Below are 24583 nucleotides of genomic sequence, written 5' to 3'. Positions count from 1 at the left end.
GTTCGAGGGGCTGGCAATAGCCGCCGAACACGAATGACGCGCGCTGGACTCGTCGACGGCGGCGTTCTCGATAGCCGCGATTTGTGTGACGATGCCTCGATGTGCGGTAACAAGGAGGCAGCAGAATGCGCGAACTGCGGTGGGCGTCGCTCGAGGGCGACGGAATCGAACATCTGACGTTTGACCGGAATGATTCCGGCATCGTCGTCGAAAGCGCGGTGGTCGGCCAGCGGTACGGCCGTGCATACGGGCTGGCGTATCGCGTCGAGTGCGATGCGCAATGGCGCGTGACCTGCGCGGTGCTCAAGGTGATGGGCGGCGGCACGCTCGAACTGCGCGGCGACGGGGCCGGGCACTGGCGCGACGGTTCAGGCCGCGAACTGCACGAGCTCGACGGCTGCATCGACATCGACATCGCGGCGACGCCGTTCACGAATTCGCTGCCGATCGGCCGCCTCGGCCTCGCGCGCGGCGAGCGACGGCCGATCGACGTCGCGTACATCTCGACGCCGGATCTGAAGGTCACGCCGGTCAAGCAGGCTTATGCGTGCATCGAACCGGGCCACCGCTACCGATACGAAGGCATCTTCCGGAATTTCACGGCGGAGATGGACATCGACGACGACGGGCTCGTGATCGACTACGAAACGCTGTTCAAGCGTTTGCCGCCGCTGCGCTGAATGGCCGCTCCCGTCCGCATGGCCGGCGTCGCCGCCGGTACTGCCGCGACCGCGGCCCCTTCATGCGCGGACGCGAACCGGTCGATCCGCGACGCGATCAGGTCCGGATGGCGCAGCACGATCCAGTGCGCGCCGTCGATTTCCTCGCGCACGTGCTCGCCGAGCCAGCGGTCGAGGTCGGCCGACATCTCGGGCGTCACGTAGCGGTCGCGCACGGGCACCAGGATCTGCACCGGCGCCTGCGCATACCGTTCACGCGGCTTGCGGGCCCGCGCGATGAAATTCGCGCGGTACATCTGCATCCCGTTCAGCGCGTTCTTCAGTTGCGCGGGATCGCGCTCGGCGCGCACGCGCTCGGTGATCTGCAGCCAGCGCGGCCACAGCGCGGCGCCGCCGAGCCGCCACACCAGCGACGGTACGAGCGGCAGATGGAAGAACGCGATGTACCACGATTTCAGGCTCTGCTTGAGCCGCATCTTCGCGCGGAACACGTGATCGAGGCACGGGCCCGAGATCGACGTGTACGACGCGATGCGGCCGCGCAACGCAGGGTCGGTCACGGCCTCCCAGCACTGGATCGCGCCCCAGTCGTGGCCGACGAGGTGGAACGGCCGGCCGCCGCAGGTCGCGTCGGCCACCGCCTTCAGGTCGCCGGCGAGCCGCTCGAGCGTGTAGTCGGCGCGGCGGCGCGGCGCATCGGATGCGCCGGCACCGCGCACGTCGTACGCGATCACGCGGTAGCGCTTCGCGAGCCGCGCGCGGATCGGCGCCCACACGGCTGCCGAGTCGGGGTAGCCATGCACGAGGATCAGCGGCGGCGCGCGACGCGGCCCGCTGACGTAGACGGCGAGTTTCACGTCGCCGGACGGGACGGTCAGCATCTCGTGAGGGTGCGCCATCGCGTCATGCCTGCGCAACCGGATGCAGCGGCACGCGGCGTGGCGCAGCCTGCGCCGCATAACGCGCGTTGGTCGCGTCGATGTTGGCGAGCAGCGTGTCGAGCCCCTGCAGATACTGATGGTTGTCGTGGTCCCACGGATGGAAGCCCGGCCGGAAATAGTCGAGCCATTCTCGCGCGATGCTCGGGAACACGCCATTCCTCGGGCTGTACAGATACTTCACGAGGCGCCACATGCCGCCGAACTTGCCATGCTTGCGACGGTGCGACAGCATCAGCCGCACGTGGAAGTCGAACACGATCGTCCAGAACATCACGGTCGTAAGCAGCATCGTGCCGGTGCGCAGCAGGTAGCTGCCGAGGCCCGGCTTCATCACGACGTTCCACACGTCGTACGACACCGCCTTGTGCTCGGTTTCCTCCATCGCGTGCCACATCCACATCTGCTGATAGCCTTCGACCGACCCGTCGATCCGGTGCTCGTGGCCCGACAGCAACTGGTTCGCGAGGATCGCCGTGTAGTGCTCGAGCGCGATCGTGATCGCGAGCTGCATCGAATGCGGCAGCGTCTTCTTGAAGAAGCCGAGGATCGTCCACAGCCGCTTGTCGAGCTTGTGCGCGGGCAGGCCGGACGCCTGCAGCAGGTCGTTGTACTCGATGTGCTCGCGCGTGTGCATCGCTTCCTGGCCGATGAAGCCGAGCACCTGCTTCTTCAGCTCGGGATCCTCGATCCGGTCGCGGTAATTGCGCACCGAGTCCATGAAGAAGCGTTCGCCGGCCGGGAACAGCAGCGACAGCGCATTCATGAAGTGCGTGACGGGTACGCCCTGCACATGCCAGTCCTTCGCGCGTTCTGGCGGCAGCGCGAAACGGATGTCGCGCCGCACGGGCATCATGTTCGGTGTCGTCATGATTGTTCTCCCTGATTGCCTGCATTGTTGTAGGTGGCGTGCACCGGCGCCGGCGTGCCGCGTGCGGCGCGGCGGGCCTTCGCGGCCTCGCGGCGCGTCGCGAGCACGACGAGCGCCTGGTATGCGGCGGGCAGGATGCGCGCCATCCAGTCCGCGCCCTTCGCGTCGCGGCCGATCAGCACGCGGCGCTTGTTCTTGCGCACGCCGGCGAGGATCGTGCGCGCGGCGTCGTCGGCGCTCGTGATGAAGAACTTCTCGAAGCTGTCCTTGCCTTGCTGTTCGCTCTCGACGATGAAGCCGACCATGTTTTTCGCGACGCGGCTCGACTGCGCGATGTTCGTGCGGATGCCGCCCGGATGCACGCACGTGGCCGACACGCCGCACTTCATCATGTCGAGTTCCTGGCGCAGCGATTCGGTGAAGCCGCGCACCGCGAACTTGGTCGCGTTGTAGCCGCTCATGCCCGGCTGCGCGAAGATCCCGAAGATGCTCGACGTGTTGATCACGTGGCCGTCGCCCGACGCCTTCAGGTGCGGCAGGAACGCCTTCGTGCCATGCACGACGCCCCAGAAGTTGATGTTCACGATCCACTCGAGATCGCTGTATTCCATGCCTTCGATCGTGCTCGACAGCGCGACGCCCGCATTGTTGAAGATCAGGTTGACCTTGCCGTGCTCCTTCGCGGTGTCGTCGGCCCACGCGAACATCGCGTCGCGATCGCCGACGTCGAGCACGCGCGTCGACACGCGCACGTTCGGCGCGATCGCGCGGACGACCCGTTCGGTTTCCGCGAGGCCGACGCCGTTCTTGTCGGCGAGCGACACATGGCAGCCGGCCTGCGCGAGCTGGATCGCGAGCGCGCGGCCCATGCCCGAGCCGGCGCCCGTGATCGCGGCGACCTTGTTGGCGAAATCTCTCATGTCGGTGGCTCCTTGTCTGGCTCAGGCCGCTTCGGCGGACGTGGAAGCGGAAGCGGCCGGCGCGGCGGCGGGCCGCGCGGTCGTGTCGTGCGGTGCGCGATAGGCGTGGTAATCGGCGATCGAGAAGCGTGCGGTCGCCTGGCGGAAGCGCCACGTGAAGCCCGGCCACAGCGTCGTGTTCTTGCCGGTGCGCGGATCGAGGTACCAGCTCTTGCAGCCGCCCGTCGACCAGATCGCCATTTTCAGCTTGCCCTGCAGATCGTTGTTGAACTGGGCCTCGACGAGCGGGCGCACCTCGATCGCGTCCGCGTGCTCGCGGCGCATCGCCTGCAACGCACCGAGGATGTATTCGATCTGCGACTCGATCATGAACACCATCGAGTTGTGGCCGAGGCCCGTGTTCGGGCCGACGATCATGAAGAAGTTCGGGTAGCCGGGCAGCGTCGTGCCGAGATACGCGTGCGCGCCGTCGCGCCAGGCGTCGACGATGTCGAGGCCGCCGCGGCCGACGATCGCGCCGCGCGGATACGGGTCGGCCACCTGGAAGCCGGTGCCGTAGATCAGGCAATCGACTTCATGGCGCTTTCCGTCGGTCGTCACGACCGCGTCGGCTTCGATGTGGTCGATGCCGGTCGTGATCACGTCGACGTTCTTGCGCGACAGCGCCGGGTAGTAGTCGTTCGAGATCAGCACGCGCTTGCAGCCGAGCGTGTAGTTCGGCGTCACCACCTTGCGCAGTTCCGGATCGGGAATCTGCTTGCGGATGTGGCGCAGCGCGAGCTTCTGCACGTTCTTCATCAGCGACGGATGGATCGCGAAGCCGAGCACGCGCGATTCGAGCATCCAGTAGATGCCGCTGCGCACGACCTTCTGCGTGAACGGCAGCGTGCGGAACAGCCATTTCTCGAAGCCGGTGAGGTTGCGGTCGGGCTTCGGCATGATCCACGGCGGCGTGCGCTGGAACAGCGCGAGCGACTTCACGCGCGGTGCGATCCGCGGCACGAACTGGATCGCGCTCGCGCCGGTGCCGATCACCGCGACGCGCTTGCCTTCGAGCGGATAGTCGTGATCCCACTGCTGCGAATGGAACGCGCGGCCCTGGAAGGTTTCGACACCGGGGATCGCCGGCAGCGCGGCGCGCGACAGCCCGCCCATTCCCGACACCAGCACGCGCGCGGACAGCCGCTTGCCGTTCGCGAACGTGAGGCGCCAGCGTTGCGCGGCGTCGTCGTACTCGGCGCGCTGCAACTCGTGATTCAGCCGCAGGTACGGGCCGATGCCGAAGCGCTGCACGCAGTCTTCCAGATACGCGCGGATCTCCGGCTGCGGCGCGAACATGCGCGTCCAGCGCGGGTTCGGCGCGAACGAGAACGAATACACGTGCGATTGCACGTCGCATGCGCACCCGGGGTAATGATTGTCGCGCCATGTGCCGCCGACCGACGCGGCCTTCTCGAGGACGACGAAGTCGGTCACGCCCGTTTGCTTCAGGCGGATCGCCATCCCGAGGCCGGCAAAGCCGGTGCCGATGATGGCGATGTCGATGGTTTCGTCCAGGCCGTCGTGGCCGGGTGGACCGAAAGGCAACGTGCGAGCATTCATCCGGGTGTCTCCGATCTGGCTCATTTTTTAATGTTACATTGGTTGATGTAACGATAGTGGGTGAACCCGGAAACCGCAAGAGGCTAGAGGCGGCGCTCTAAGGGCCGGAAGCCAGACGGGAAAAGGCTGAGCGGGGTTTGGAACGGTCCGGCTTCCGCAATGCGGGATGAGCGGAAAAGGCCGTCGGCAGGGCAAGACAGGGGAAAACCGGGGCCGCCCGCGCGCGGCGGCCCGTTTGAAACGGTATCAGGGGCTGATCGACCGGCCGGCGATCTCATGGAAAACCCCGGCCACGATCGTGACCTGCGCGAGCGCATAGAGGCCCCAGATCAGATAGTCGATGCCCGGAAAAACGCCGAGGAAGCGGCCGACGCCGATCAGCGTGTCGGAGCCGACGAAGATCAGGCTGCCGATGGCGACCAGCGGGCCGCGCGTGCGGGCGGCGAGCGCGAAGCTCGCCATCACGCACAGCACGAGCATGTAGACGGCGACCGGCGCCAGCAGCTCGCCGAGGTGCGGGAAGAACGCCGCATAGAACCCCGGCGCGGCGATCCACAGTCCGACGAGCGCAACGATGCGCCAGCCGTGCGGCCGCGCGCGCCATCGAAAGAAGATCGCGCAATAACACGCGTGCGTGAGCAGGAATGCGCCGAGGCCGAGGACGAACGACAGCGGCCAGTCGGGCAGCGCGAGCAGCACGTCGCCGAGCACGGCGGCCGCGAGCGCCGCGCACAGCCATGCGCGTTCGCGCGCCGCGACGCAGGTGCTGCCCGCCGCGAGCAGCAGGATGCCCATCGCGGCTTTCGCGGCGGCCTGGCCCGGATAGGGGGCGGTGGCGAGCGACAGCCCGTACAGCAGCGCCGCGGCGATGGCGAGCAGCCAGAGCCGGCGGTAGGTGGCGGGAAGCGTGGCGATCAAGGCGGGTGTCTCCGGTTTGTTGTCGTCTGCGGTGGACGACGCGTCGTCGGGGGAGCGGCTGCCGGCCATTATCCGGAAGAACGAGCACGCCAAAACCGGCGAATCCTTCTAGGAAACGACGACGGCGGCCTGCGCTGCGGCACCGGATTTTTCCGCGCGTTGCCCCGGCGGAACCGGGGCAACGGCTGCGATTCGGCTTGCTATGATCGCCGCGGTATTGCCGTTGTCGCTGTCGATGTCCCGCGTCGCCTCGCGACTGAATGCGCGAGCCGATGCATGCCCGATGAATCCCCGCCGTGCCCGGCCCGCGCGCTCGTTCGAAGCGGGGCGGCGCGGCCGCCACGAAAACAGGTCCGACCATGACCGAACTTCTCCACGGCGACGGCGCGATCCGTCGCACGACGCCGTACGGTTCCTCGATCGAAAACACCTATGCGGGCGTGCTGTCGTTCATGCGCCGCAATTACTCGCGCGCGCTCGACGGCGTCGACGTCGCGATTTCCGGCGTGCCGCTCGATCTCGCGACGACGTATCGCTCCGGTGCGCGGCTCGGGCCGGCCGCGATCCGCGCGGCGAGCGTGCAACTCGCGGAGCTCAACCCGTATCCGTGGGGCTTCGATCCGTTCGACGATCTCGCGGCCGTCGACTACGGCGACTGCTGGTTCGACGCGCACAACCCGCTGTCGATCAAGCCGGCGATCGTCGAGCATGCACGCACGATCTTGCGCTCGGGCGCGAAGATGCTGACGCTCGGTGGCGACCACTACATCACGTATCCGCTGCTGGTCGCGCACGCGGAGCGCCACGGCAAGCCGCTGTCGCTGATCCATTTCGACGCGCACTGCGATACGTGGGCCGACGACGACCCGGACAGCCTCAATCACGGGACGATGTTCTACAAGGCCGTGAAGGAAGGGCTGATCGATCCCGCGACGTCGGTGCAGGTCGGCATTCGTACGTGGAACGACGACTTTCTCGGGATCGAGCGGCTCGATGCCGCGTGGGTGCATGACCAGGGTGCGCGGGCGGCGGTCGAGCGCATCGTCGAGATCGTCGGTACGCGGCCTGCATACCTGACGTTCGATATCGATTGCCTCGATCCGGCGTTCGCGCCAGGAACGGGGACGCCGGTCGCGGGCGGGTTGTCGTCCGCGCAGGCGCTGGCGATCGTGCGCGCGCTCGGGGCGGTGAATCTGGTCGGGGCGGACGTCGTGGAGGTGGCGCCGGCGTACGATCACGCGGACATCACGGCGATCGCGGCCGCGCATGTGGCGTGCGATCTGCTGTGTCTGTGGCGGCAGAAGAAGGTGGCGGGGGCGTTGCGTTGAGCGCGTGGCGCGCGGCACGCGACAGCGGCCGGCGGGGCATCGCGCCCGGCCGGCCTGCCGATGCAGGGGGCCGCGCGCGTTACTTCGCCGCCAGCGCACCCGCCACGCTTTTGTCGACCCAGGCGTTTTCGGCCACGCTCAGTTTCTGCGGAATCAGCTTCGCCGCGTGGAACGCATCGGCCACACCTTGCTGCGCGGCGACGATGCGTTCATCGATCGGCACCGCACCGAACGGCACGCGCTTGATCCACGTCTCGACGAGCGCCTGCGGCAACCCGACCTTCGGCGCAAGCAGCGCGGCCGTGTCGGCCGGATGCGCGTTGACCCACTGGCCCGTTTCCCGCGCCTGTTTCAGGATCGCGCCGACCACGTCGGGATGCTGTTGCGCGAAACTCCGCGTCGCCTCGTAGAAATTGTTGGTCGCGGCGAGCCCCGTGTAGTCGGACAGCGTGCGCACCTTCAGCGCGCTTTGCGCGGCCGCGTAGTACGGATCCCACACGGCCCACGCATCGACGTTGCCGCTTTCGAACGCGGCGCGCGCATCGGCCGGCGGGAGATACACCGGCTGGATTTCGTCATAGCGCACGCCGGCTTTCTTCAGCGCCTCGAGCAGCAGGTAGTTCGCGCTCGAGCCTTTCTGCAATGCGACCTTCTTGCCGCGCAGGCCGGCCACCGTCCGGATCGGCGAATCGGCCTTCACGAACACCGCTTCGTTGTGCGGCGCCGGCGGTTCCGCGCCGACATAGACGAACTGCACGCCGGCCGCCTGCGCGAACACGGGCGGCGGCGCGCCCGTGTAGCCGAAGTCGATGCTGTTCGCGTTCAGCGCCTCGAGCAGTTGAGGGCCGGCCGGGAATTCGAACCATTGAACGCCATAGCCGAGCGGCTTGAGCCGCGCTTCGAGCGCGCCCTGCGCCTTGACGACCGACAGCAGGCCGGCCTTTTGATAACCGATGCGCACGATCTTGTCGGCGCCGCCTTGCGCGAACGCCGACGCGGCGGACAGGGCAACGAGCGAGACGGCGGCGGCGCGGGTGATCCAGCGGGTGAAACGAATCATCGAACGAACTCCATGCGAGGCATCTTCGGGGAGCGGCCGGCGCCGCTCGGTTGGAAGAATCGTCGCATGGGCGATCGCGCCCGCAAACGAAGCATTGCCGATATGGATATGACGGCGTCGGGCCTATGCTTTGTCGCCGCCGCCCGCCGGATCGGGCGTGTCCGTCGTGCCGGACTGCCGCGCTGCTTCGTCGCTGAGCTTCTTGTCGAGGATCGTCGCGACCCGCCCGCCGAGATATGCGCCGGCCGCGGTTTCGAGCGCGCGGTTCGTCTCGCCTTCGACGAACACGGCCGCGAGCGGGCGCAGGCGCCAGATCGCGTCGACCAGTTGGGGCACGTCGGTGGCCGGCGGCAGCGTGCCGGCGTCGTAGCGGTCGAGCCGCTTCACGACGAGATCGACGAGCAGCCGCGCGATCGCGTCGAAATGCGGCCGCGCGAGGCTGATCACGTCGAGCAGCTCGCGCGGCGGAATCCCTTCCTTCGTCATCGCGGCCGCCGCCTCGAGCAGCGCGGGGCTCTTCGCGACGAACGACAGGCCGCGCCGTTCGAGCAGCCCGAGCTCGGTCACGCGCGACAGTTGCGTGGTCGCCTGCGGGCCGAACATCTGCGCGAGTTGCGCGAGCGAGTAGGTTTTCGGCAACTCGTGCGACCAGCGGCCGCCGATCGCGTTCTCGAGGCCGAGGATCGAGCGCAGGTCGTGGCCTTCGTCGATCGCCTTGATCAGGTCCTGGATGTTCGACAGCGTGTAGCCGCGCGCGAGCAGATGGTTGATCAGCTTCAGACGCGCGACGTGCGTGTCGTCGTAGATGCCGACGCGCCCGCGTTTCTCCGGCGGCGCGAGCAGCCCGCGATCCTGGTAGGCGCGGACGTTGCGCACGGTGGTGTCGGACACGCGCGCGAGCTCGTCGACCGTGTACTCGTTGCGGGAATCCGGCGCGGCCTCGTCGGGCGTGGAATGAGTCTGTTTTGACATGCGGCCATTCTAGCGCGCCGGGGCAGGCTCGGGCGAGGCGGGGCGCGTGTTCGCGCCGTCGCCGAGCGGGCGCTGCAGCAGCGCCGTGTCGATCCAGCGGCCGTGCTTGAAGCCGACCGCTTTCAACAGGCCGGCCGGCTCGAAACCGAACGCGCGATGCAGCGACGTCGAGCCGCCGGTGCCGCCGTCGGCGATCACCGCGATCATCTGCCGCCACGGGCCGCCTTCGCAGCGCGCGATCAGCGCCGCGAGCAACGCGCGGCCGATTCCGCGCCCGCGTTGCGCATCGTCGATGTAGATCGAATCCTCGATCGTGAAGCGGTACGCGCTGCGCGTGCGGTACGGCGTCGCGTACGCGTAGCCGGCCACGCGGCCGTCGCATTCGGCGACGAGGTACGGCAGCCCGTGGTTCAGCACCGCATCGCGGCGTGCGCGCAGTTCGGCGACGTCGGGCGGCGTTTCCTCGAACGACGCGACGCTGTGGCGAACGTGGTGCGCATAGATCGCATGGATGGCATCGAGGTCGGCGTCGGTCGCGTCACGCACGACGCAGGCGGAGGCGGTGGACATGGCGGCGGGGCGAATGAAGTGAAAGCGCTACTATGCCGGCCGCCGACGCGCGTGGCAAAGCCGTTTGCGGTTTCGGCGGCTTACAGGCGGCCGTCCGCCGCATGCACCGCGTCGGCGATCGCGTCGGCGACGCGCTGCACGCGCGGCGATCGGCGCACGTCCGGATGAACCACGAGCCAGATCTCGCGCTCGATGTCGCAACGCGGGGCGGCCGTCAGCTCGACGAGCGGCGCGCCGGCGTGCGCCGTTGGATCGTCGACGAGAAAGCGCGGCAGCAGCGCGACACCGGCCCCGGCTGCGCACGCGCGATGTTGCGCGGCCAGGTCGTTGGCGATGAACGCGAAGCGGCGCCCGGCCGCGAAGCGTTCGAGCCACTGCTGCTGCGGCGTTTGCGCGAGCGCGTCGTCGTAGCCGACGAACGGCCAGGTGTCGGGCGGCGCATCCGCCCATTCCGGTGCCGCGCACAGCGCGAAGCGCATCGTACCGAGCCGGCGCGCGGCGAGCCCCGGCTCGCTCGGCCGCGACAGCCGCACCGCGAGATCGGCTTCGCGCGCATACAGGTTCGCCGCATGCATCTCGCCCATCAGGTCGATCCGCAGCGCCGGCCACGCGCGCTGCGCACGGGCGAGGCGCGGCGCGAGGAAGTGGCTCGCGAACACCGGCGACGCCGATACGCGTACCACGCCGTCGAGCGAGGCCGCGCCCTGCGCGGCGCGCGCGAACGCATGCGCGTCGGCTTCGAGGCGGGCGGCGTGCTCGGCGAGGTGCAGCCCTTCGTCGGTCGGCGGCCACCCGCGCGGCAGCCGATCGAACAGCCGGATCCCGAGCGCCGATTCCAGCGCGTCGATGCGCCGCGCGACCGTCGAATGCTGGACCTGTAGCACGCGGGCGGCGGCCGACAGGCTGCCGCCGCGCATCACCGCCAGAAAGTAGCGGATGTCGTCCCAGCTCATCGGCAATGCGGGCGAGGTAACAGGATCGCGGTCGGTCGAATTTTGCACAATAGGTGGGCGTTCAACGTGAATTCCGTTCGATTATGCACGATGGGATGATCGTGTCACTTCATTCGATAACGAGGAACGTCATGACCGAAACCACCCACGCCATCCGGATCGGGATCGATCGTTACGGCGACGCCGGCGTGCTGCGCCGCGTCGATGCGCCCGTCGCGCCGCCCGGCGCCGGCGAAGTGCGGATTCGCCAGACCGCCATCGGCGTGAATTTCGTCGACATCTATTTCAGAACGGGCGCGCATGCATTGCCTGCGCTGCCGGCGGCGCTCGGCGTCGAGGCGGCCGGCGTGATCGACGCGGTCGGGCCGGGCGTGCCGGATCTCGTGCCCGGTCGGCGCGTCGCCTATGCCGGCATGCCGACCGGCAGCTATGCGAGCCTGCGCACGATGCCGGCCGAGCGCGTACTGCCGATTCCCGACGGCCTGAGCGACGAAGCCGCTGCCGCCGGGCTGCTGAAGGGGATCACCGTGTACATGCTGCTGCATCGCGTGCGGCAGGTCGGCGCCGGCGATACGGTGCTCGTGCATGCGGCGGCCGGCGGCGTCGGCCTGCTGGCGACGCAATGGGCGCGTGCGCTCGGCGCGCGGGTGATCGGCACCGTCGGTTCGGCGGCGAAGGCCGCGCTCGTGCGCACGCACGGCGCCGAAGCGGTGGTCGATTATCGAGAGGAGGATTTCGTCGCGGCGGCGCGTGCGTTCGGCGGCGGTGCGGGCGTCGACTACGCGATCGACGGCATCGGCGGCGACGTGCTGACCCGCACGCTCGGGGCGATTCGTCCGTTCGGGATGGTCGCGAGCATCGGGCAGGTGGCCGCGATCGGCGCGCGACAGACGTTCGATCTCGACGAGTTGGGCCCGGCGCGTTCGATCGCGGTCGCGCGGCCGAGCGTGCTCGGCTTCATCGCGCGCGACGTCGGCGCGTATCGCGACGCCGCGCGCGCGACGCTCGACCGGCTGGCGGGCGGGATGCACGTCGAGATCGGCGCGCGGCTGCCGCTGGAGCAGGCGGCCGATGCTCACCGGTTGCTGGAGTCGCGCGCGACCACGGGCGGCGTCGTGCTGCTGGCGTGACGGCGGGCGCGGGCGGCTTGCCCGCCCGAAAAATTGACGACGATCAGCCGCGAAGCAGGGACGGACTCAAGTTTTGTGCAGGCAAACCGTAATACAGAGGGCCGCGGACCGATTGCCGCGGCATTTTTCATCGCTCACGTGCCGTCATGAACCTGAACGCCCTGTTTTCCCGTTTCTCGATCCGTACGCGGATTTTCTCCACGCTCGGCCTCGTTGCCGCGCTGCTCGTCGTGTCGGGGCTGATCGGCCTCGCGGGCATGCAGAGTTCCAATCGCGCCCTCGACGAGGCCTATACGCGGCAACTGGCGGCGAAGACCGCGCTGTCCGCGGCGAGCCTGAACCTGACGATCGTGCGCACGACGCTCGACCGTGCGCTGCTGCATCCGGACGCGGCGGAGGTTCCCGATCTCGTGAAGAAGGCCGAGGGCTATCTCGCGAAGGCCGACACGGCATGGCGCAACTACGCGGCGATGCCGCACGACGGCGACGAGGGCCCGCTCGCGAGCCGCCTCGATGCCGCGCGCCAGGCGCTGATCGGGCAGGCGCTGAAGCCGATGATCGATGCGATCCGCGAAGGGCGGCGCGACGAAGCCGACCGGTTGCTGATGACGGTCGCGCCGCCGCTGTCGGTCGCGCTCACGCAGGCGACCGACGCGCTCGATGCGTACCAGGCGGCACGCGGCAAGGACGTGTACGACACCGCGCAGACCTATTACGGCTGGATGCGCATCGGCGCGATCGCGGGCATCGCATTCGGGCTGGCCGCATGCCTCGGCTGCGCGATCGGCCTGCATTTCGCGATCACGCAACCGGTGAATCGCCTGCTGTCGCATTTCCGCCGGCTGTCGGACGGCGATCTCACGTCGGAACTGCGCTGGTCGTCGCGCGACGAAATGGCCGAACTGGTCAAGGGCGTGACGGGCATGCAGCGCAGCCTCGCGGACACGGTGCGCCAGGTCAGCCAGGGTTCCGAGGCGATTTCGACGGCGACGCACCAGATCGCGGCCGGCAACACCGACCTGTCGCAGCGCACGGAGGAGCAGGCGTCGGCGCTGCAGCAGACGGCCGCGAGCATGGAGCAACTGACGGCGACCGTGAAGCAGAATGCCGACCACGCGCTCGAGGCGCAGGCCTGCGCGGACAGTGCGAGCGAGATCGCGACGCGCGGCGCGACGGTCGTCGGCGAGGTGATCGGCACGATGAACGAGATCGACCAGAGCTCGCAGAAGGTCGCCGACATCATCGGCACGATCGAGGGAATTGCGTTCCAGACCAACATCCTCGCGCTGAATGCGGCGGTCGAAGCCGCGCGGGCGGGCGAGCAGGGCCGCGGCTTCGCGGTGGTCGCGGGCGAGGTGCGTACGCTGGCGCAGCGCTCGGCGTCCGCGGCGAAGGAAATCCGTACGCTGATCGGCGAATCGGTCGAGCGTGTCGCGACGGGCTCGCGGCTCGTCAGTACGGCCGGCGCGACGATGCAGGACATCCAGCAGGCGATCGGCCGCGTGACGGGCATCATGACGGAGATCGCGGCCGCCTCGAGCGAGCAGCGTGACGGGATCGAGCAGGTGAACCGCGCGGTGTCGCAGATGGATCAGGTGTCGCAGCAGAACGCGGCGCTCGTCGAGCAGGCGGCGGCCGCGGCTGCGTCGCTCGAGGAACAGGCGGATGGGTTGCGGCGTGCGGTGGGGGCGTTCCGGGTGGCTTGAGCAGGGCGAGGTGAATCGCAGCGGATCTGTCGGCTGATGCGACCTGTTTCACGGGTGGGTCGATGCTATCGTCGTATGATCGAGCGAGCAGTCTGTTGACAAACAAAGCCCCGCTACCGGGGCTTTGTTTTTTGTAAATCAAAATTTGATGTGCAACCTTTAAAACAAAGGTAGTCTGGCACGAAGCCAATCCCACTTGGAGGGCGGAATCATCAGATGTTTTTTGTAATTCGATTCATCGGCCAAGTCGATATAGCGTACCAGATTGCCCTCGTAACCCAGAGGCGGGTGAGAGCTTTCTCCATGATACCAGTTGACGGAGAAATATCGCTTTGCAAGAAGCTCGCCCTTTTCACTAAACACTCTTAGCTCAATGTTGTCATTCGTCGCGTCCTGATCATTTCCGCCGGTGCCGCACAGCTTGAATCGGTACCAAACGCCATTCATGTTTTTTATACCGCCATTTAATGTCTCCGGGCGATCATAGAAGTCACACCGTCCATAGGCGGGGCGATTGAAATGAACGATCAAACCTGCGCATACGTAAATGACAATGGCTAAGCCAATGTATCTGATGGCTCTATTCTGCATATTTCACCAAGATCAAGATCGATCGGTTTCTTCAGTTTCAAATAAACTGGATTCGAATATATCATGAAGTCCCTGCCCCTGTGATGTCTTTCTCGCCATCGACTGTAGTCTGCATTATGGATTGGAAAATAAACATCGGACGTCTTGAATTTTCCTAATATACTTCTTCGTGTGTCGACAGGTTTGTTGATGTTTTTTGACCAAATGTCAATGTCGGATTCTCGTTTTGGCGAGCTTGATCCTGTAAGAATTGACCCCGGGGCGATGATGACGCCATGTTTGTTCCAGTGGCCTAAATATTGTTTTCCGTTGAATGAGTAGTTGTCTTTCACGTAAACATATATATGCGTGATTCTACCCGTGGCGCTTAGGCAGTAAAGCGCACCTGATTTTTCATATTTGAAGTATTTTTCGCTTGAAATTTCAACATTTCCAATGGCTGCATAAATGTTGAAATTGGCCAGCGCCCCCGTGAGATCCGTTGGGGAAAGGTTCTCCAGGGTGTCCCAATTTCCTATTTTCGATAGCTGGAATTGCCAGTCGTTGTGAAATTTATGCAAATTTCTTGTGAATGAGGCGGTGTTGAAGTTGAACGTAGAATTTCTTTCTAAAAAGAGCTCTTTGACAAAAGACTTGGTGATATCTGATGCTGTTCGTATGGAACGTTCGCTGTAGATATCGCTCGCGAGAAGTTTATTGTACTTTTTTCTGACATTTCCGAATTTCAAAATCCATTCGAGGGTAACGCCATCGTCATTCAGCGGCTGGGCTGACGTTGGATCGTCGTTGTAAACATGCGCAGCGCCCGCGAACCAGATCCGCGCAAGCCTGGCCGAAACCTTCCAGCCCAGATTGTCCATCGCGATTGGCACGTCTTGGAGATCGAAAGGGGGCGGATTTTCGCAAACCTCCGATTCCGCCTGCGTCTGCGGTCGTTTGGTTATCGCCTGATCGGCTTGCGGCGGCGGTTGAGGTGCTGCAGGAGGCTCCGGAGCAATCGAAGGCCTGGAAATCGCTTTGGGCGGCGGCTTTTCCCCCGGTGCAAGCCGGTCGATCGATACGCTCCTTTGCGTATCGAGCGGGACACACCCTCGGGAACCCTTGTATTCCTTCAACTCCGATCCGAACAATCCCTTTTTCGGTTCGTAGTAAGGCAGCTTTTTTACGTCGGCCATCGAATATTCCGCGTGCAACGAATGGCCTGGCATCGTAGCGGCCGGCTGCAAGCGGACAAAGCGTCAGGGATTGCCGAAACAGGTTGAAACGAGCGTGGGCAAGGGTGCGGGGCGTCGGGAAATGTGCCCGATTGTGTCAACGGCCACGATGTCGAAGTTCGTCCAGGGCGTGCGTTCGCCCGCCCGCCGCGTCAACCCGCCGCGTCCGCCAGTTGCGCGGCCGCGCGCGACGACGCGACGATCAGCAGCTTCATCGTCGCGCGCGTCGCGCCGACGAACAGCTTGCGCGCGGCACGCGCGTCGAGCGCGTCGAAGTCGACTTCCGTGAGGATCACGCACGGCGCCGACTGACCCTTGAAGCGGTAGATCGAATCGAGCAGCACGTCGCCTTCGCGATACTCGGGATTGCCGAACAAGTCGTACTTGCCGGTGAAGCGCTTGAGCCGGTGCGGGCCGAGCTGGTCGAGCGGCGCAAGCACCGAGCCTTCGCGGCCGCGGTACGACAGCACCGCGATGTCCTGCTTGCGGAAGCCGAGCGACAACGCATGCGTGATCGCGCGCTTGGTCGCATCGATGCAGGCTTGCGCCAATGCGTCGTCCGACGCGCCGTCTTCGCCGTAGGCCGACACCGACGGTTCGGAGCCGTCGAACGGGCTGCCCGAGCGCAGTTCGGCCGCGAGCGGCTCGACGCGGCCGACGACGTCGCGCACGAATTCGAGCAGGTCGCGCGGGCTGCGGTAATTCGTGAGCGCCTTCAGCGTGACCCAGCCGGGCAGCGCGACGGGTTCGCGCATGTACAGGTTCTGCAGCGGATCTTCCAGCCACCACCATGCGCCGCCGGGCGCCAGCAGCCGCTCGAGCGCGGCCGCCCACGGTGCGTGGAAATCCTGCCCTTCGTCGACGACCAGCACGTCGAAGCGCCAGCGCTCGGGGATCGGCGCTTGCGCGAAACGCGCCTCGAGCCGTTCGAATTCGCCGGGCGCCTGGAAGTCGGGCGTATAGCCGCCATCGCGCGCGACCCAGTCGCACAGCTGATGATAGTTCGCGATCTTCGCGCCGGGCGGCGCGATGCGCGCGATGTAGTCGGCGAGCGGCCGGTTGAAGCACACATACAGCACGCACTTGCCGGCCGCGACGGCGTCGCGCATCACCTGGACCGCGAGCTGGGTCTTGCCCGAGCCGGCCGTACCGGTCACGCGCAGCCGGAACGGCGCGAAGTCGAGCTGGCGCGCCCATGCGGCGAGCCCGCCCGACAGCCGGGTGACGAGCGTGCCGGCCTGCCCGACGAGCGCGCTCGTGTCGGGCGTGAGCGCGAGCTCGTCCGCGAGGAAATGGTGGAGCTTCGGCGCGTTCGGAAAGTGTTCGTCGTCCTCGGGCAGGATCTGCAGGATCACTTGCGCGAGCTGCGTCTTGCGCGACGCATCGACGATGCGCTCGGGCGCGACGCCGGCGATCGACGCGTCGCGGATCGAGTAGTCGGGGCAGTACAGCAGCGCCTCGACGCCGTAGACGCCCGCGCCGAGCGCGGCCGTCAGGCGCCGGTGCAGCGTCTCCTGCGTGCGTGCGAGCTGGATCGGGACATTGCGCTCCTTTTGCAGGTAGACCTTCACGAGCCCTTTCGGGGTCTCGCGCAGGAAGCCGGCCTTCTGCTCGATCAGCAGCACGCGGCCGGCCGGGCTCACGACGACGAACGCGGCTTCGCCGAATACCGAAAACGCCTGATCGGCGCGCGTCCAGTGGACGCCGTGATACACGGTGTAGCTGTCGGGCAGCGCGTGTTCGAGCGCGGCGAGCGTTTCGCGCTCGCGTTCGGCCGCGCCGGTCGCGGCGAGGCTTTTCCAGTCGTCGGGGATGAGGCGGGCCATGGCGTCGGGCGGCGGATGCCGGCGTGGGCGTGAACGGGTGCGGCTATTGTACTGAGGAACCGGTTCATGCCCGCGGCGCCGCGCGGGCGTTGGCCGTTCGACGGGCGGCCGGCCCGGCGAACGTCAGCCGCGCGCGAGCCGCTTCGCGAGATCGGCGCTGAGGATCGCCATGCGCGCGGGCTTTTCGTAGCACACCACATCGAACGCGCGGATCACTTCGCTGATGTCGGCTTCGCTCGCGCGGCCGGTGAGCAGGGCGCCCGTCAGCACGAAAACCGGCGCGCCCGGGTTGTCGGACGTGCGCACGGCCTTGATCGCGGTGGCGGCCGTGCCGTCGTCGAACAGCCATTCGGTCAGGACTGCGTCGAAAGCCTGGCCCTGCAGCGCGTCGACGAATGCCGCGAGACCGTCGAACGCGGCCGTCGCGAAACCCTGCCGTTCGAGATAGCGGCACAGCTCGGTTGCGCTGACACGATCGGGGTCGATTACCGCGACGACGAGCTTGTCGCTTTCCGCGCGGCGCGGATAGATCTCGATCTTGTGCACGTCGTATGCGTTCTGGTACAGCACGCCGGTATGGCGCAGCACGCGCCAGCGGCCGTTCTGTTCGTACGCGACGAACTCGGGGCGCGCGCCGGCTTCGAGCGGCGCGCCGATCCAGGCGGTGCATGGAATCTCGGCGACGCCCGCATACAGGACGGCTTCCTGGCTATAGGCGCCGACCATGCCCGGGTCGAGCGTTTGCGCGCCGAACAGCTGGGCGGCGGGTTCGCCGTACGCTTCGGCGACTTTCTTGATCTGCGCGAGCGTCCAGGGGCTGCTGCCGCGCAGTTTGCGGTGGCCTTGGGAGAAACTCAGATCGAGGATGCGGCACAGCTCGGTAGTCTGCTGGCGCTTGCCGATGCCGTTGCGGGTCATCAGCTCGCGCACGCGCTCGGCAACCGCGAGGGAATCCGTGGTGATTGCTTCAGTGGTCATGCTACGGGAACGGATCGTGACGTTCAGAACGACGCCTTGCGGCAGTCTCGGCGGACAGTCTTCATGACGTCCAATGGCGAGCCGACCGGCCACGCACGGAAAAGATAACTTTACCGCAAAATGGTCGTCATTCAGTGTGGTGAAAGGTGCGTTTGTGTGAAAGGTGTGTCATGAAGTTACGCCGGGCCTGCGTCGGCGCGTGCGCGCGACGGTGCGTTCGGCACCTTTGGGCTGCATTCCCATGGGCCGTCGCGCGATTCCCCACGAGGCGGCAGGTAATCGCAACGCGACGCACCAATGCAGGGCGTGATCACGCCCGGCCGGGATGTTCGGAGGATATCGCGCGGCGAACGGCCGAAGCAGTTGCAGGACGAACAATCGATGGTTTCTTCTAGTGAAACCAGCGCGGATACATTTTTTGGCGCCCGCGGCGCTGCGTGCTACGATTTCGCCGTCTCAAAAAAGTGTTGAACCGATGCAGAAGAAATTCTTGATGCGCGGCTACGAGATGAACTGCGAGCCGCGCGTGACGGAGGCCGGCAAATACGCCGCGCAGGTCGAGGTCACGAAGGTGGGTTTCAGCCGTGAAGCCGCGTTCCGCAAGCTGGGTGAATTCGACACCGAAGCCGAGGCCGTCGCGTACGCGAAACGATTCTCCGAAGAATGGCTGAGCCGCTATGCGTAGTGCAGCGCGTGCGGCGCCCCGAACGGCCGGAATTCCTGCCTGAATATTGCGAATGCCCCCGGAAATTCGTAGATTGCCGGCTCCCGTCGTGAGATATCGATCGTCCGAAGGCAACGCGATTGGAGGCTGCGAATGTCCACTTTGTGCATGCAGACCGTCGTTCACGGCGTTCGCGCTACGGCGGCATGTACATGAACGGTTCGCCGTCCTCCCGCTCGACCGCCAGGAGCCGCTGGAGCTGATCCAGCGCGAATAACCGGTTTCCCTCTGCCGCCGCCTCGGCGATCGCGGCGTCGACCAGCTTGCGCGCCCGCGCGAGGATCACGGTTCGCTGACGGGCGATCTCGAGCACCATCCGTTGCTCGACGTTCTGTCGATTCGATTTCCTGTCGCTCAGGTGACGCCAGCGATCGCGAAGCTCGGCCCAGGTGATGCGCTGAAATTCCGGAATCGCGCGCGGCAGCGTGCCTGCGTCGGCCGGCTCGGGCTGCCCGCGCAATGCGCAGCGCAGTGCCGCGCGAGCCCGCCACTCGTCCGAAAACGGCGCATACACGTCGCGCGTGCGTCCGATCGGATTGGCGCGCTCGATCTCCTTGTCGAGCAGGTAGCCGAGCCGCCGAAGCGCGGACCCATGCGCGAGCATGTCCGGATCGAGCATGCGGATGCGGCGCGATGCGTCCGCGACGTGGGCTTTCAACTCCCACAGCGTCAGGCGGAGGTGCTGCACTTCGAGTATCAGACGCTGGACGTCCGCGTAGGTGCACTGCGTCCACCATTCGGTGAGGTCGTTCAGCTTGGGCGGATCGAATGGGGGGAGGATCATTTTGCTGCGACGATACTGTATGGATATCCAGTATCGTCGCGTGACGATCCGGGGGCGTCAAGCCGAAAAAACGGGGACGGCCGGAAAGACGCGAGCGGGCTGTCGTGTGCGGATGCGCAAGGCGCCCGGGATCGTTGCGCGACGCTCGCTTCATCGGATGACGTTGCCGCGATAAGCTTTGCCGGCCATGCACCGATTACCAACAGAAAACAATGACCACCACCTATCCGCTGCACGACGCATTGACTCACGCCGAAACGGCGTTTCCGACCGAAGCCGACGTCGTGATCGCCGGCGCCGGCATCATGGGCTGCGCGGCCGCTTACTACCTCGGCCTGCGCGGCCTGAAAGCCGTCGTGCTCGACAAGTCGCGCATCGCCGGCCAGCAATCGACGCGCGCGTGGGGCTTCGTGCGGCAGCAGGGGCGCGAATCCGCCGAAGTGCCGCTGATGATGGCCGGCATGCGGATCTGGGAAGGCCTGGAGCAGGCGCTCGGCTTCGATCTCGAATGGCGGCAGGGCGGCTGCCTCTACATGGCGGACAACGAAGACGACTGGGCGTCGTTCCAGGCGTGGCTCACCGTGGCGCGCGAACACGGGCTCGACACGCGCACGCTGACGCGCGCCCAGATCGACGAACGCGTGAGCGGGCTGTCGGCGCAGGCCCGTACCCTCGGCGGCTTGTATACGGCGACCGACGGGCAGGCCGAGCCGCGTCGCGTGGCCGCCGCATTCGCGGCGCGCGCGACCGAGGCGGGCGCGCGTTTCTTCGAAGGCTGCGGCGTGACGGCGATCGAGACGGCCGGCGGCGCGGTCGTCGGCGTCGCGACCGAGCGCGGCGCGATCCGCACGCGGCGCGTGATCTGCGCGGCGGGCGCGACCAGTTTCCGGCTGCTCGACGGCGTCGGCATCCGGCTGCCGCAGCAGGCCGTGCGCGGCACCTGCATGCGCACCAACGTGGTTCCGCCGGTGTCCGCGGCGACGATGTGGGGCCATGGTCTCGGCATCCGGCAGCGCACGAACGGCGCGATCAATCTTGCCGACGACATGCAGGTCGACGTCGATCTGACGCTCGGCCACCTGCGCGGGTTGAGCCTCTTCTGGCCGCAATTCTGGTCGCAACGCGACAAATTCCGGCTGCACCTGAATGCGTCCGCATGGCGCGACGTGCTCGCGCGCATCGGCGGCGCGACGGGACCGATCGAGCCGCGCGATCCGCAGCCGCAGCCGAATCGCGCGCATGCGCCGCGCGCGCTCGCGAAGCTCAAGGCGATCTTTCCTGCGCTGAAGGATGCGCAGATCGTCGAGGCGTGGGCCGGCCTGATCGACGTGCTGCCCGACGGCATCCCGGTGATCGATGCACCGGGTACGCCGTCGGGGCTCGCGATCGCGACGGGGTTCTGCGGGCACGGTTTCGCGATGGGGCCGATCGTCGGCCGGCTGCTCGCCGAATGGATCGACACGGGCGCGCCGTCGCTCGATCTGTCGGCGTTTCGCGCGCGGCGTTTCGTCGACGGGACGATGGTGCGGCCGCGCAGCATGCTGTGACGGCTGCGCGCGTGCGTTCCCGTCGTAGAATCGAGCCCGCATCCTTCAGGAGATTCCCCGTTGGCCACGCCATCCGATCAGCGCCGCTCGTTGCGCATGCGCCTGCGTCGCGCCCGCAACCCGTGGCAGGCGCCGCGCGCGCGCACGCTGTTCACGCGCCCGGCGACGTCGCCGCAGCGCACGCTGCTGTTCCGTCTCGGCGCGGTCGTGCTGTTGTGCACGCTTGCGTTCCTCGTGCTGTATCTGGATCGCGACGGCCTGCGCGATTCGACCAAGAGCACGCCGATGACGGTGGCCGATCTCGTGTACTTCACGATGGTCACGGTCGCGACGGTCGGCTACGGCGATATCGTGCCCGTCACGGCGCGCGCGCGCCTGCTCGATGCGTTCTTCATCGTGCCGATCCGTATCGGCATCTGGTTCATTTTCCTGGGCACGGCGTATCAGTTCGTGATCCAGCGCGTCATCGAGGAATTCCGCATGAAACGCCTGCAGAAGCAACTGTCCGATCACATCGTCGTGTGCGGTTATGGCCTGTCGGGATCGATCGCGGTGCGCGAGTTGCTGGAAAGCGGCGTCGATCCGGCGACGATCATCGTGATCGATTCGCAGCAGCAGGCCCTCGAGGCGGCGACGTCGCTCGGCGTGACCGGCTTGCTCGGCGATCCGGCGCACGAGGATCTGCTGCAGCAGGCGCAGGTGCGCGCGGCGAAGGCCGTGATCATTTCGGTGACCGACGATCCGACCGCGATCCTGCTGACGCTGTCGGTGCGCAGCATCGCGCCCGATACGAAGATCGTCGTGCGGATCCAGGAGAACCTGTACCAGCGGCAATTGCGGCAGGCCGGCGCGGACGTGATCGTGTCGTCGACGAAGATCGGCGCGCTGTTGCTCGCGGATGCGGTCCACAGCCGCTACATCGTGCCGTTCGTGAACGACATGCTGTCGACGCGCGGGCGCGCGACGCTGCTGGAGCGCGAGGCGTTGCCGCATGAGATCGGCTGCCTGACGAACGTGGTGCCGGGCGCGATCGTGGTCGGGCTCGATCGCTGCGGGAAGATCTATTCGTTTTACGAGGATCCGCCGTGCAGGATCGAGGCGGGCGATACGCTGGTGGTGATTCAGTCGGCGCGGATTCAGGATCCGGATGTTTGACGGCGTTTGACTTTGGTCATGTGCCCATGACCATGAAGCTTTTCTCGAATTCGGCTGCAGCTGTGATCTGCCGGAACACCTTGCAGCGGAATCAGCGGTCTTGGGCAAACCGTCTCCAAGCCCGGCCTCGCGTCGCCGGACGGCGTACGAGCCGCCCCCGCTAACGAAACGCCCGCATCTGCCCCGTCATCATCTGCAGCATCTTGTTGGCGGCCACCGAGAGCTTGCGGCCCACGCGCGTGACCATGTGCGCTTCGGCGTTCTCGAGGATCGGATGCGCGATCTCGATCGCGAACAACTCCTTGGCCTGCAGTTCGGCCGTCACCGCGAAGGCCGGCATCACCGAGATACCGAGCCCCGATTTCACGAATTCCTTCAGGATCGCGAAGGAATTCGTGGTGACGACCGGCGTGAGCCGCACGCGCTCGGCGTATTCCACGGCTTCCATCATCTGCCGCGTACCGTAGGACGGGTGAGTGGCCGCCAGCGGGTAGGTGGCGAGCTGCTGCACCGTCAGCACCTTGTGGGTGCGGCGCGGGAAATCGGGGCCGACGATCGCCATCATCGGCTGCCGCTTCGACGCGCGCGACACCACCTTGGGCTCGGCCGGCGGGTTGTACACCAGGCCGATCTCGCCCTCGTCGTTCGAGATCTTGCGGATCACGTCGTTGGTGCTGCCCACGTCGAGGTTGACGCGGATCCCCGGGAACTGCCGGCAGAACTGCTGCATCGGCCCGGCCAGCAGATCCGAGACGAAGCCCTCGCCGAGCACCAGGCTGACCTCGCCGGTCTTGAGCCCGCGCAGTTCCTGCAGACGCGAGATCAGGTCGTCGCGGTGCGCGAGCTGCTCGCGGAAATACTCGATCACGCAGCGTCCCGCTTCGGTGGGCGTCACGCCGCGCGCGTGGCGCTCCACCAGGGTGGCGTCGAGCTCCTTCTCCAGCAACCCGATCTGGCGGCTCACCGCCGAGGGCGCCACGTCGAGCCAGTCGGCCGCGGCGCGGATCGTGCCGCAGCGCACGGCCTCGTAGAAATAGACGATGCGGCTGTCGGTAAGGGTCTCGCTCATGATCCTGGCGTTCTAAAAAAGAGAACAATCTCAATATTGGCGTTGATTGATTATACGGATCGCCGGGCCGAACATCGTGGTCATGCAAGGCGGGCGCAAGCTGGCGCGCCGGCCTCGAACCAACAGCTATCGGGAGTCGTCGGATGAAAACGGTGGGCGTGATCGGTCTGGGCAACATGGGGCGCGGCATGGCGGGCTCGCTGCGGCGCGGCGGCTACACGGTGCTCGGCTACGACGCGGCGCCCGGCGTGGCGCTCGCGCTGGCCGAACAGGCGGTACTGTCGGCGCGCGATTCGGTGGCCGGGATCGCGCGCGACGCCGACGTGCTGCTGCTGTCGCTGCCGACCTCGGCGGTGGTCGAGGCGGTGGTGCTGGGCGCGGGCGGCGTGCTCGAGAGCGCGAGACCGGGCACGATCGTGATCGACACCACCACGGCCGATCCGGACAGCACCCGGCGCGTGGCGGCGGCGCTGGCCGAGCGCGGCATCGGCTTCGTCGACGGCCCGGTGAGCGGCGGCCCGAAGGGCGCGGCCACCGCCACCATGACCATGGTGCTGGGCGGCTCGGACAGCGATATCGCGGCCATCGAGCCGATCCTCGCGACGATCAGCGCCAAGCGCGTGCATGTGGGCCCGGTGGGCGCCGGCCACGTCACCAAGCTGCTCAACAACCTGCTGACCGGCGTGCACCTGCTGGCCGCCAGCGAGGCGGTACGCACCGCGCGCGCGGCCGGCGTCGATCCGGAAAAGCTGGTCGAGGCGCTCAACGGCGGCTCCGGCCGCAACAGCGCGACGCTGACCAACTACCCGACCTGGATCTTCAACGGCAAATTCGATTCCGGTTTCACGATGAAGCTGATGCGCAAGGACGTGCGGCTCGCGCTGGGCCTGCTCGACCAGTTCGACAGCGTCGCGCCGGTGGCGCGCGAGGCGGCGCGCGTGTGGGCCGCCAGCGAGCCATCCGTCGCCGACGGCGAGGACTTCAACCGCATCGTCGACTTCCTCGACCCGGCCTGAGGCCGGGCCGCCCGCGCCACGATCCCGCTCG

General features: G+C 66.7%; 23 protein-coding genes. 8 read left to right on the top strand and 15 right to left on the bottom strand.

What is annotated here, in order from left to right:
• The first annotated feature begins 125 nt into the window (after nucleotides 1-125).
• Nucleotides 126-680, top strand: a complete 555-nt coding sequence (locus CFB52_RS23670; RefSeq protein WP_099317589.1) for a putative glycolipid-binding domain-containing protein — start codon at nucleotides 126-128, stop codon at nucleotides 678-680.
• Here the strand turns inward: CFB52_RS23670 and CFB52_RS23665 are convergent.
• The 5 genes from CFB52_RS23665 to CFB52_RS23645 all read right to left on the bottom strand — a co-directional run bounded on the left by CFB52_RS23665 (nucleotide 641) and on the right by CFB52_RS23645 (nucleotide 5929).
• Complete coding sequence (locus tag CFB52_RS23665) at nucleotides 641-1579, bottom strand: alpha/beta fold hydrolase (RefSeq protein ID WP_099317921.1); 939 nt, start codon at nucleotides 1577-1579, stop codon at nucleotides 641-643. The two genes, CFB52_RS23670 and CFB52_RS23665, sit on opposite strands and share 40 nt — an antisense overlap.
• A gap of 4 nt (nucleotides 1580-1583) precedes the next feature.
• Complete coding sequence (locus CFB52_RS23660; RefSeq protein ID WP_059584914.1) at nucleotides 1584-2489, bottom strand: metal-dependent hydrolase; 906 nt, start codon at nucleotides 2487-2489, stop codon at nucleotides 1584-1586.
• A complete protein-coding gene (locus CFB52_RS23655; RefSeq protein WP_099317588.1) occupies nucleotides 2486-3409 on the bottom strand; it encodes an SDR family oxidoreductase in 924 nt (307 codons plus the stop codon). The genes CFB52_RS23660 and CFB52_RS23655 overlap by 4 nt, the downstream gene beginning before the upstream one ends.
• Nucleotides 3410-3430: 21 nt before the next feature.
• Nucleotides 3431-5011, bottom strand: coding sequence for an NAD(P)/FAD-dependent oxidoreductase (locus CFB52_RS23650; RefSeq protein ID WP_099317587.1), 1581 nt, complete (start codon nucleotides 5009-5011; stop codon nucleotides 3431-3433).
• A 246-nt stretch (nucleotides 5012-5257) separates the two neighbouring features.
• The gene (locus tag CFB52_RS23645; protein WP_099317920.1) at nucleotides 5258-5929 is read right to left on the bottom strand and encodes a lysoplasmalogenase; all 672 of its coding nucleotides are present in this window, start codon (nucleotides 5927-5929) and stop codon (nucleotides 5258-5260) included.
• A 359-nt stretch (nucleotides 5930-6288) separates the two neighbouring features.
• On the opposite strand from CFB52_RS23645, the gene speB reads away from it, so the two are divergent.
• A complete protein-coding gene (gene speB / locus CFB52_RS23640; protein WP_099317586.1) occupies nucleotides 6289-7257 on the top strand; it encodes an agmatinase in 969 nt (322 codons plus the stop codon).
• 79 nt (nucleotides 7258-7336) lie between these two features.
• Here the strand turns inward: speB and CFB52_RS23635 are convergent, their stop codons facing one another.
• From CFB52_RS23635 to CFB52_RS23620, 4 genes are all read right to left on the bottom strand, one after another.
• On the bottom strand, nucleotides 7337-8317 hold the full coding sequence (locus CFB52_RS23635) for a sulfonate ABC transporter substrate-binding protein (protein ID WP_059639649.1): 981 nt from the start codon (nucleotides 8315-8317) through the stop codon (nucleotides 7337-7339).
• Between the two features lie 123 nt (nucleotides 8318-8440).
• Nucleotides 8441-9289: a MerR family transcriptional regulator gene (locus CFB52_RS23630; protein WP_059584919.1), complete on the bottom strand. Its 849-nt coding sequence runs from the start codon at nucleotides 9287-9289 to the stop codon at nucleotides 8441-8443.
• A gap of 9 nt (nucleotides 9290-9298) precedes the next feature.
• Nucleotides 9299-9859: a GNAT family N-acetyltransferase gene (locus CFB52_RS23625; RefSeq protein ID WP_060310781.1), complete on the bottom strand. Its 561-nt coding sequence runs from the start codon at nucleotides 9857-9859 to the stop codon at nucleotides 9299-9301.
• Between the two features lie 80 nt (nucleotides 9860-9939).
• Nucleotides 9940-10812, bottom strand: a complete 873-nt coding sequence (locus CFB52_RS23620) for a LysR family transcriptional regulator (RefSeq protein WP_099317919.1) — start codon at nucleotides 10810-10812, stop codon at nucleotides 9940-9942.
• 131 nt (nucleotides 10813-10943) lie between these two features.
• On the opposite strand from CFB52_RS23620, the gene CFB52_RS23615 reads away from it, so the two are divergent.
• A complete protein-coding gene (locus CFB52_RS23615; protein WP_059584921.1) occupies nucleotides 10944-11942 on the top strand; it encodes a quinone oxidoreductase in 999 nt (332 codons plus the stop codon).
• A 146-nt stretch (nucleotides 11943-12088) separates the two neighbouring features.
• The gene (locus CFB52_RS23610; RefSeq protein ID WP_059584922.1) at nucleotides 12089-13648 is read left to right on the top strand and encodes a methyl-accepting chemotaxis protein; all 1560 of its coding nucleotides are present in this window, start codon (nucleotides 12089-12091) and stop codon (nucleotides 13646-13648) included.
• Nucleotides 13649-13807: 159 nt separating this feature from the next.
• On the opposite strand, the gene CFB52_RS23605 is transcribed toward CFB52_RS23610, so the two are convergent.
• The 4 genes from CFB52_RS23605 to CFB52_RS23590 all read right to left on the bottom strand — a co-directional run bounded on the left by CFB52_RS23605 (nucleotide 13808) and on the right by CFB52_RS23590 (nucleotide 18257).
• On the bottom strand, nucleotides 13808-14179 hold the full coding sequence (locus CFB52_RS23605; protein WP_257220624.1) for a hypothetical protein: 372 nt from the start codon (nucleotides 14177-14179) through the stop codon (nucleotides 13808-13810).
• A 26-nt stretch (nucleotides 14180-14205) separates the two neighbouring features.
• Nucleotides 14206-15414: a DUF6402 family protein gene (locus CFB52_RS23600; protein ID WP_180278246.1), complete on the bottom strand. Its 1209-nt coding sequence runs from the start codon at nucleotides 15412-15414 to the stop codon at nucleotides 14206-14208.
• A 191-nt stretch (nucleotides 15415-15605) separates the two neighbouring features.
• On the bottom strand, nucleotides 15606-17279 hold the full coding sequence (locus CFB52_RS23595; protein WP_099317585.1) for an ATP-dependent helicase: 1674 nt from the start codon (nucleotides 17277-17279) through the stop codon (nucleotides 15606-15608).
• Between the two features lie 123 nt (nucleotides 17280-17402).
• The gene (locus CFB52_RS23590) at nucleotides 17403-18257 is read right to left on the bottom strand and encodes a helix-turn-helix domain-containing protein (protein WP_059584924.1); all 855 of its coding nucleotides are present in this window, start codon (nucleotides 18255-18257) and stop codon (nucleotides 17403-17405) included.
• 475 nt (nucleotides 18258-18732) lie between these two features.
• On the opposite strand from CFB52_RS23590, the gene CFB52_RS23585 reads away from it, so the two are divergent.
• Nucleotides 18733-18942: a hypothetical protein gene (locus CFB52_RS23585; RefSeq protein ID WP_059584925.1), complete on the top strand. Its 210-nt coding sequence runs from the start codon at nucleotides 18733-18735 to the stop codon at nucleotides 18940-18942.
• A gap of 175 nt (nucleotides 18943-19117) precedes the next feature.
• On the opposite strand, the gene CFB52_RS23580 is transcribed toward CFB52_RS23585, so the two are convergent.
• Nucleotides 19118-19765 (bottom strand): hypothetical protein, encoded by a 648-nt coding sequence (locus CFB52_RS23580; protein WP_099317584.1) that lies wholly within the window; start codon nucleotides 19763-19765, stop codon nucleotides 19118-19120.
• Nucleotides 19766-19977: 212 nt separating this feature from the next.
• On the opposite strand from CFB52_RS23580, the gene CFB52_RS23570 reads away from it, so the two are divergent.
• Together CFB52_RS23570 and CFB52_RS23565 are read left to right on the top strand one after the other, a co-directional pair.
• A complete protein-coding gene (locus CFB52_RS23570) occupies nucleotides 19978-21312 on the top strand; it encodes an FAD-binding oxidoreductase (RefSeq protein ID WP_060310784.1) in 1335 nt (444 codons plus the stop codon).
• 60 nt (nucleotides 21313-21372) lie between these two features.
• Nucleotides 21373-22467: a TrkA family potassium uptake protein gene (locus tag CFB52_RS23565; protein ID WP_059584928.1), complete on the top strand. Its 1095-nt coding sequence runs from the start codon at nucleotides 21373-21375 to the stop codon at nucleotides 22465-22467.
• A 160-nt stretch (nucleotides 22468-22627) separates the two neighbouring features.
• Here the strand turns inward: CFB52_RS23565 and CFB52_RS23560 are convergent, their stop codons facing one another.
• Nucleotides 22628-23536, bottom strand: coding sequence for a LysR family transcriptional regulator (locus CFB52_RS23560; protein ID WP_059584929.1), 909 nt, complete (start codon nucleotides 23534-23536; stop codon nucleotides 22628-22630).
• Nucleotides 23537-23679: 143 nt separating this feature from the next.
• Between CFB52_RS23560 and CFB52_RS23555 the strand changes: the two genes are divergently transcribed.
• Nucleotides 23680-24552: an NAD(P)-dependent oxidoreductase gene (locus tag CFB52_RS23555; RefSeq protein ID WP_099317583.1), complete on the top strand. Its 873-nt coding sequence runs from the start codon at nucleotides 23680-23682 to the stop codon at nucleotides 24550-24552.
• Nucleotides 24553-24583: the final 31 nt, after the last annotated feature.

This window comes from Burkholderia sp. AU18528, assembly GCF_002223215.2.
In the GTDB taxonomy this organism is placed as follows: domain Bacteria; phylum Pseudomonadota; class Gammaproteobacteria; order Burkholderiales; family Burkholderiaceae; genus Burkholderia; species Burkholderia semiarida.
Note: the sequence above shows the minus strand (reverse complement) of the source record. Positions and strands in the feature narration are given on the sequence as shown.

Coding starts and splice junctions, on each gene's coding strand:
- CFB52_RS23670 (WP_099317589.1), top strand. CDS start 126: ATGCGCGAACTGCGGTGGGCGTCGCTCGAGGGCGACGGAATCGAACAT.
- CFB52_RS23665 (WP_099317921.1), bottom strand. CDS start 1,579: ATGGCGCACCCTCACGAGATGCTGACCGTCCCGTCCGGCGACGTGAAA.
- CFB52_RS23660 (WP_059584914.1), bottom strand. CDS start 2,489: ATGACGACACCGAACATGATGCCCGTGCGGCGCGACATCCGTTTCGCG.
- CFB52_RS23655 (WP_099317588.1), bottom strand. CDS start 3,409: ATGAGAGATTTCGCCAACAAGGTCGCCGCGATCACGGGCGCCGGCTCG.
- CFB52_RS23650 (WP_099317587.1), bottom strand. CDS start 5,011: ATGAATGCTCGCACGTTGCCTTTCGGTCCACCCGGCCACGACGGCCTG.
- speB (WP_099317586.1), top strand. CDS start 6,289: ATGACCGAACTTCTCCACGGCGACGGCGCGATCCGTCGCACGACGCCG.
- CFB52_RS23635 (WP_059639649.1), bottom strand. CDS start 8,317: ATGATTCGTTTCACCCGCTGGATCACCCGCGCCGCCGCCGTCTCGCTC.
- CFB52_RS23630 (WP_059584919.1), bottom strand. CDS start 9,289: ATGTCAAAACAGACTCATTCCACGCCCGACGAGGCCGCGCCGGATTCC.
- CFB52_RS23625 (WP_060310781.1), bottom strand. CDS start 9,859: ATGTCCACCGCCTCCGCCTGCGTCGTGCGTGACGCGACCGACGCCGAC.
- CFB52_RS23620 (WP_099317919.1), bottom strand. CDS start 10,812: ATGAGCTGGGACGACATCCGCTACTTTCTGGCGGTGATGCGCGGCGGC.
- CFB52_RS23615 (WP_059584921.1), top strand. CDS start 10,944: ATGACCGAAACCACCCACGCCATCCGGATCGGGATCGATCGTTACGGC.
- CFB52_RS23610 (WP_059584922.1), top strand. CDS start 12,089: ATGAACCTGAACGCCCTGTTTTCCCGTTTCTCGATCCGTACGCGGATT.
- CFB52_RS23600 (WP_180278246.1), bottom strand. CDS start 15,414: ATGGCCGACGTAAAAAAGCTGCCTTACTACGAACCGAAAAAGGGATTG.
- CFB52_RS23595 (WP_099317585.1), bottom strand. CDS start 17,279: ATGGCCCGCCTCATCCCCGACGACTGGAAAAGCCTCGCCGCGACCGGC.
- CFB52_RS23590 (WP_059584924.1), bottom strand. CDS start 18,257: ATGACCACTGAAGCAATCACCACGGATTCCCTCGCGGTTGCCGAGCGC.
- CFB52_RS23585 (WP_059584925.1), top strand. CDS start 18,733: ATGCAGAAGAAATTCTTGATGCGCGGCTACGAGATGAACTGCGAGCCG.
- CFB52_RS23580 (WP_099317584.1), bottom strand. CDS start 19,765: ATGATCCTCCCCCCATTCGATCCGCCCAAGCTGAACGACCTCACCGAA.
- CFB52_RS23570 (WP_060310784.1), top strand. CDS start 19,978: ATGACCACCACCTATCCGCTGCACGACGCATTGACTCACGCCGAAACG.
- CFB52_RS23560 (WP_059584929.1), bottom strand. CDS start 23,536: ATGAGCGAGACCCTTACCGACAGCCGCATCGTCTATTTCTACGAGGCC.
- CFB52_RS23555 (WP_099317583.1), top strand. CDS start 23,680: ATGAAAACGGTGGGCGTGATCGGTCTGGGCAACATGGGGCGCGGCATG.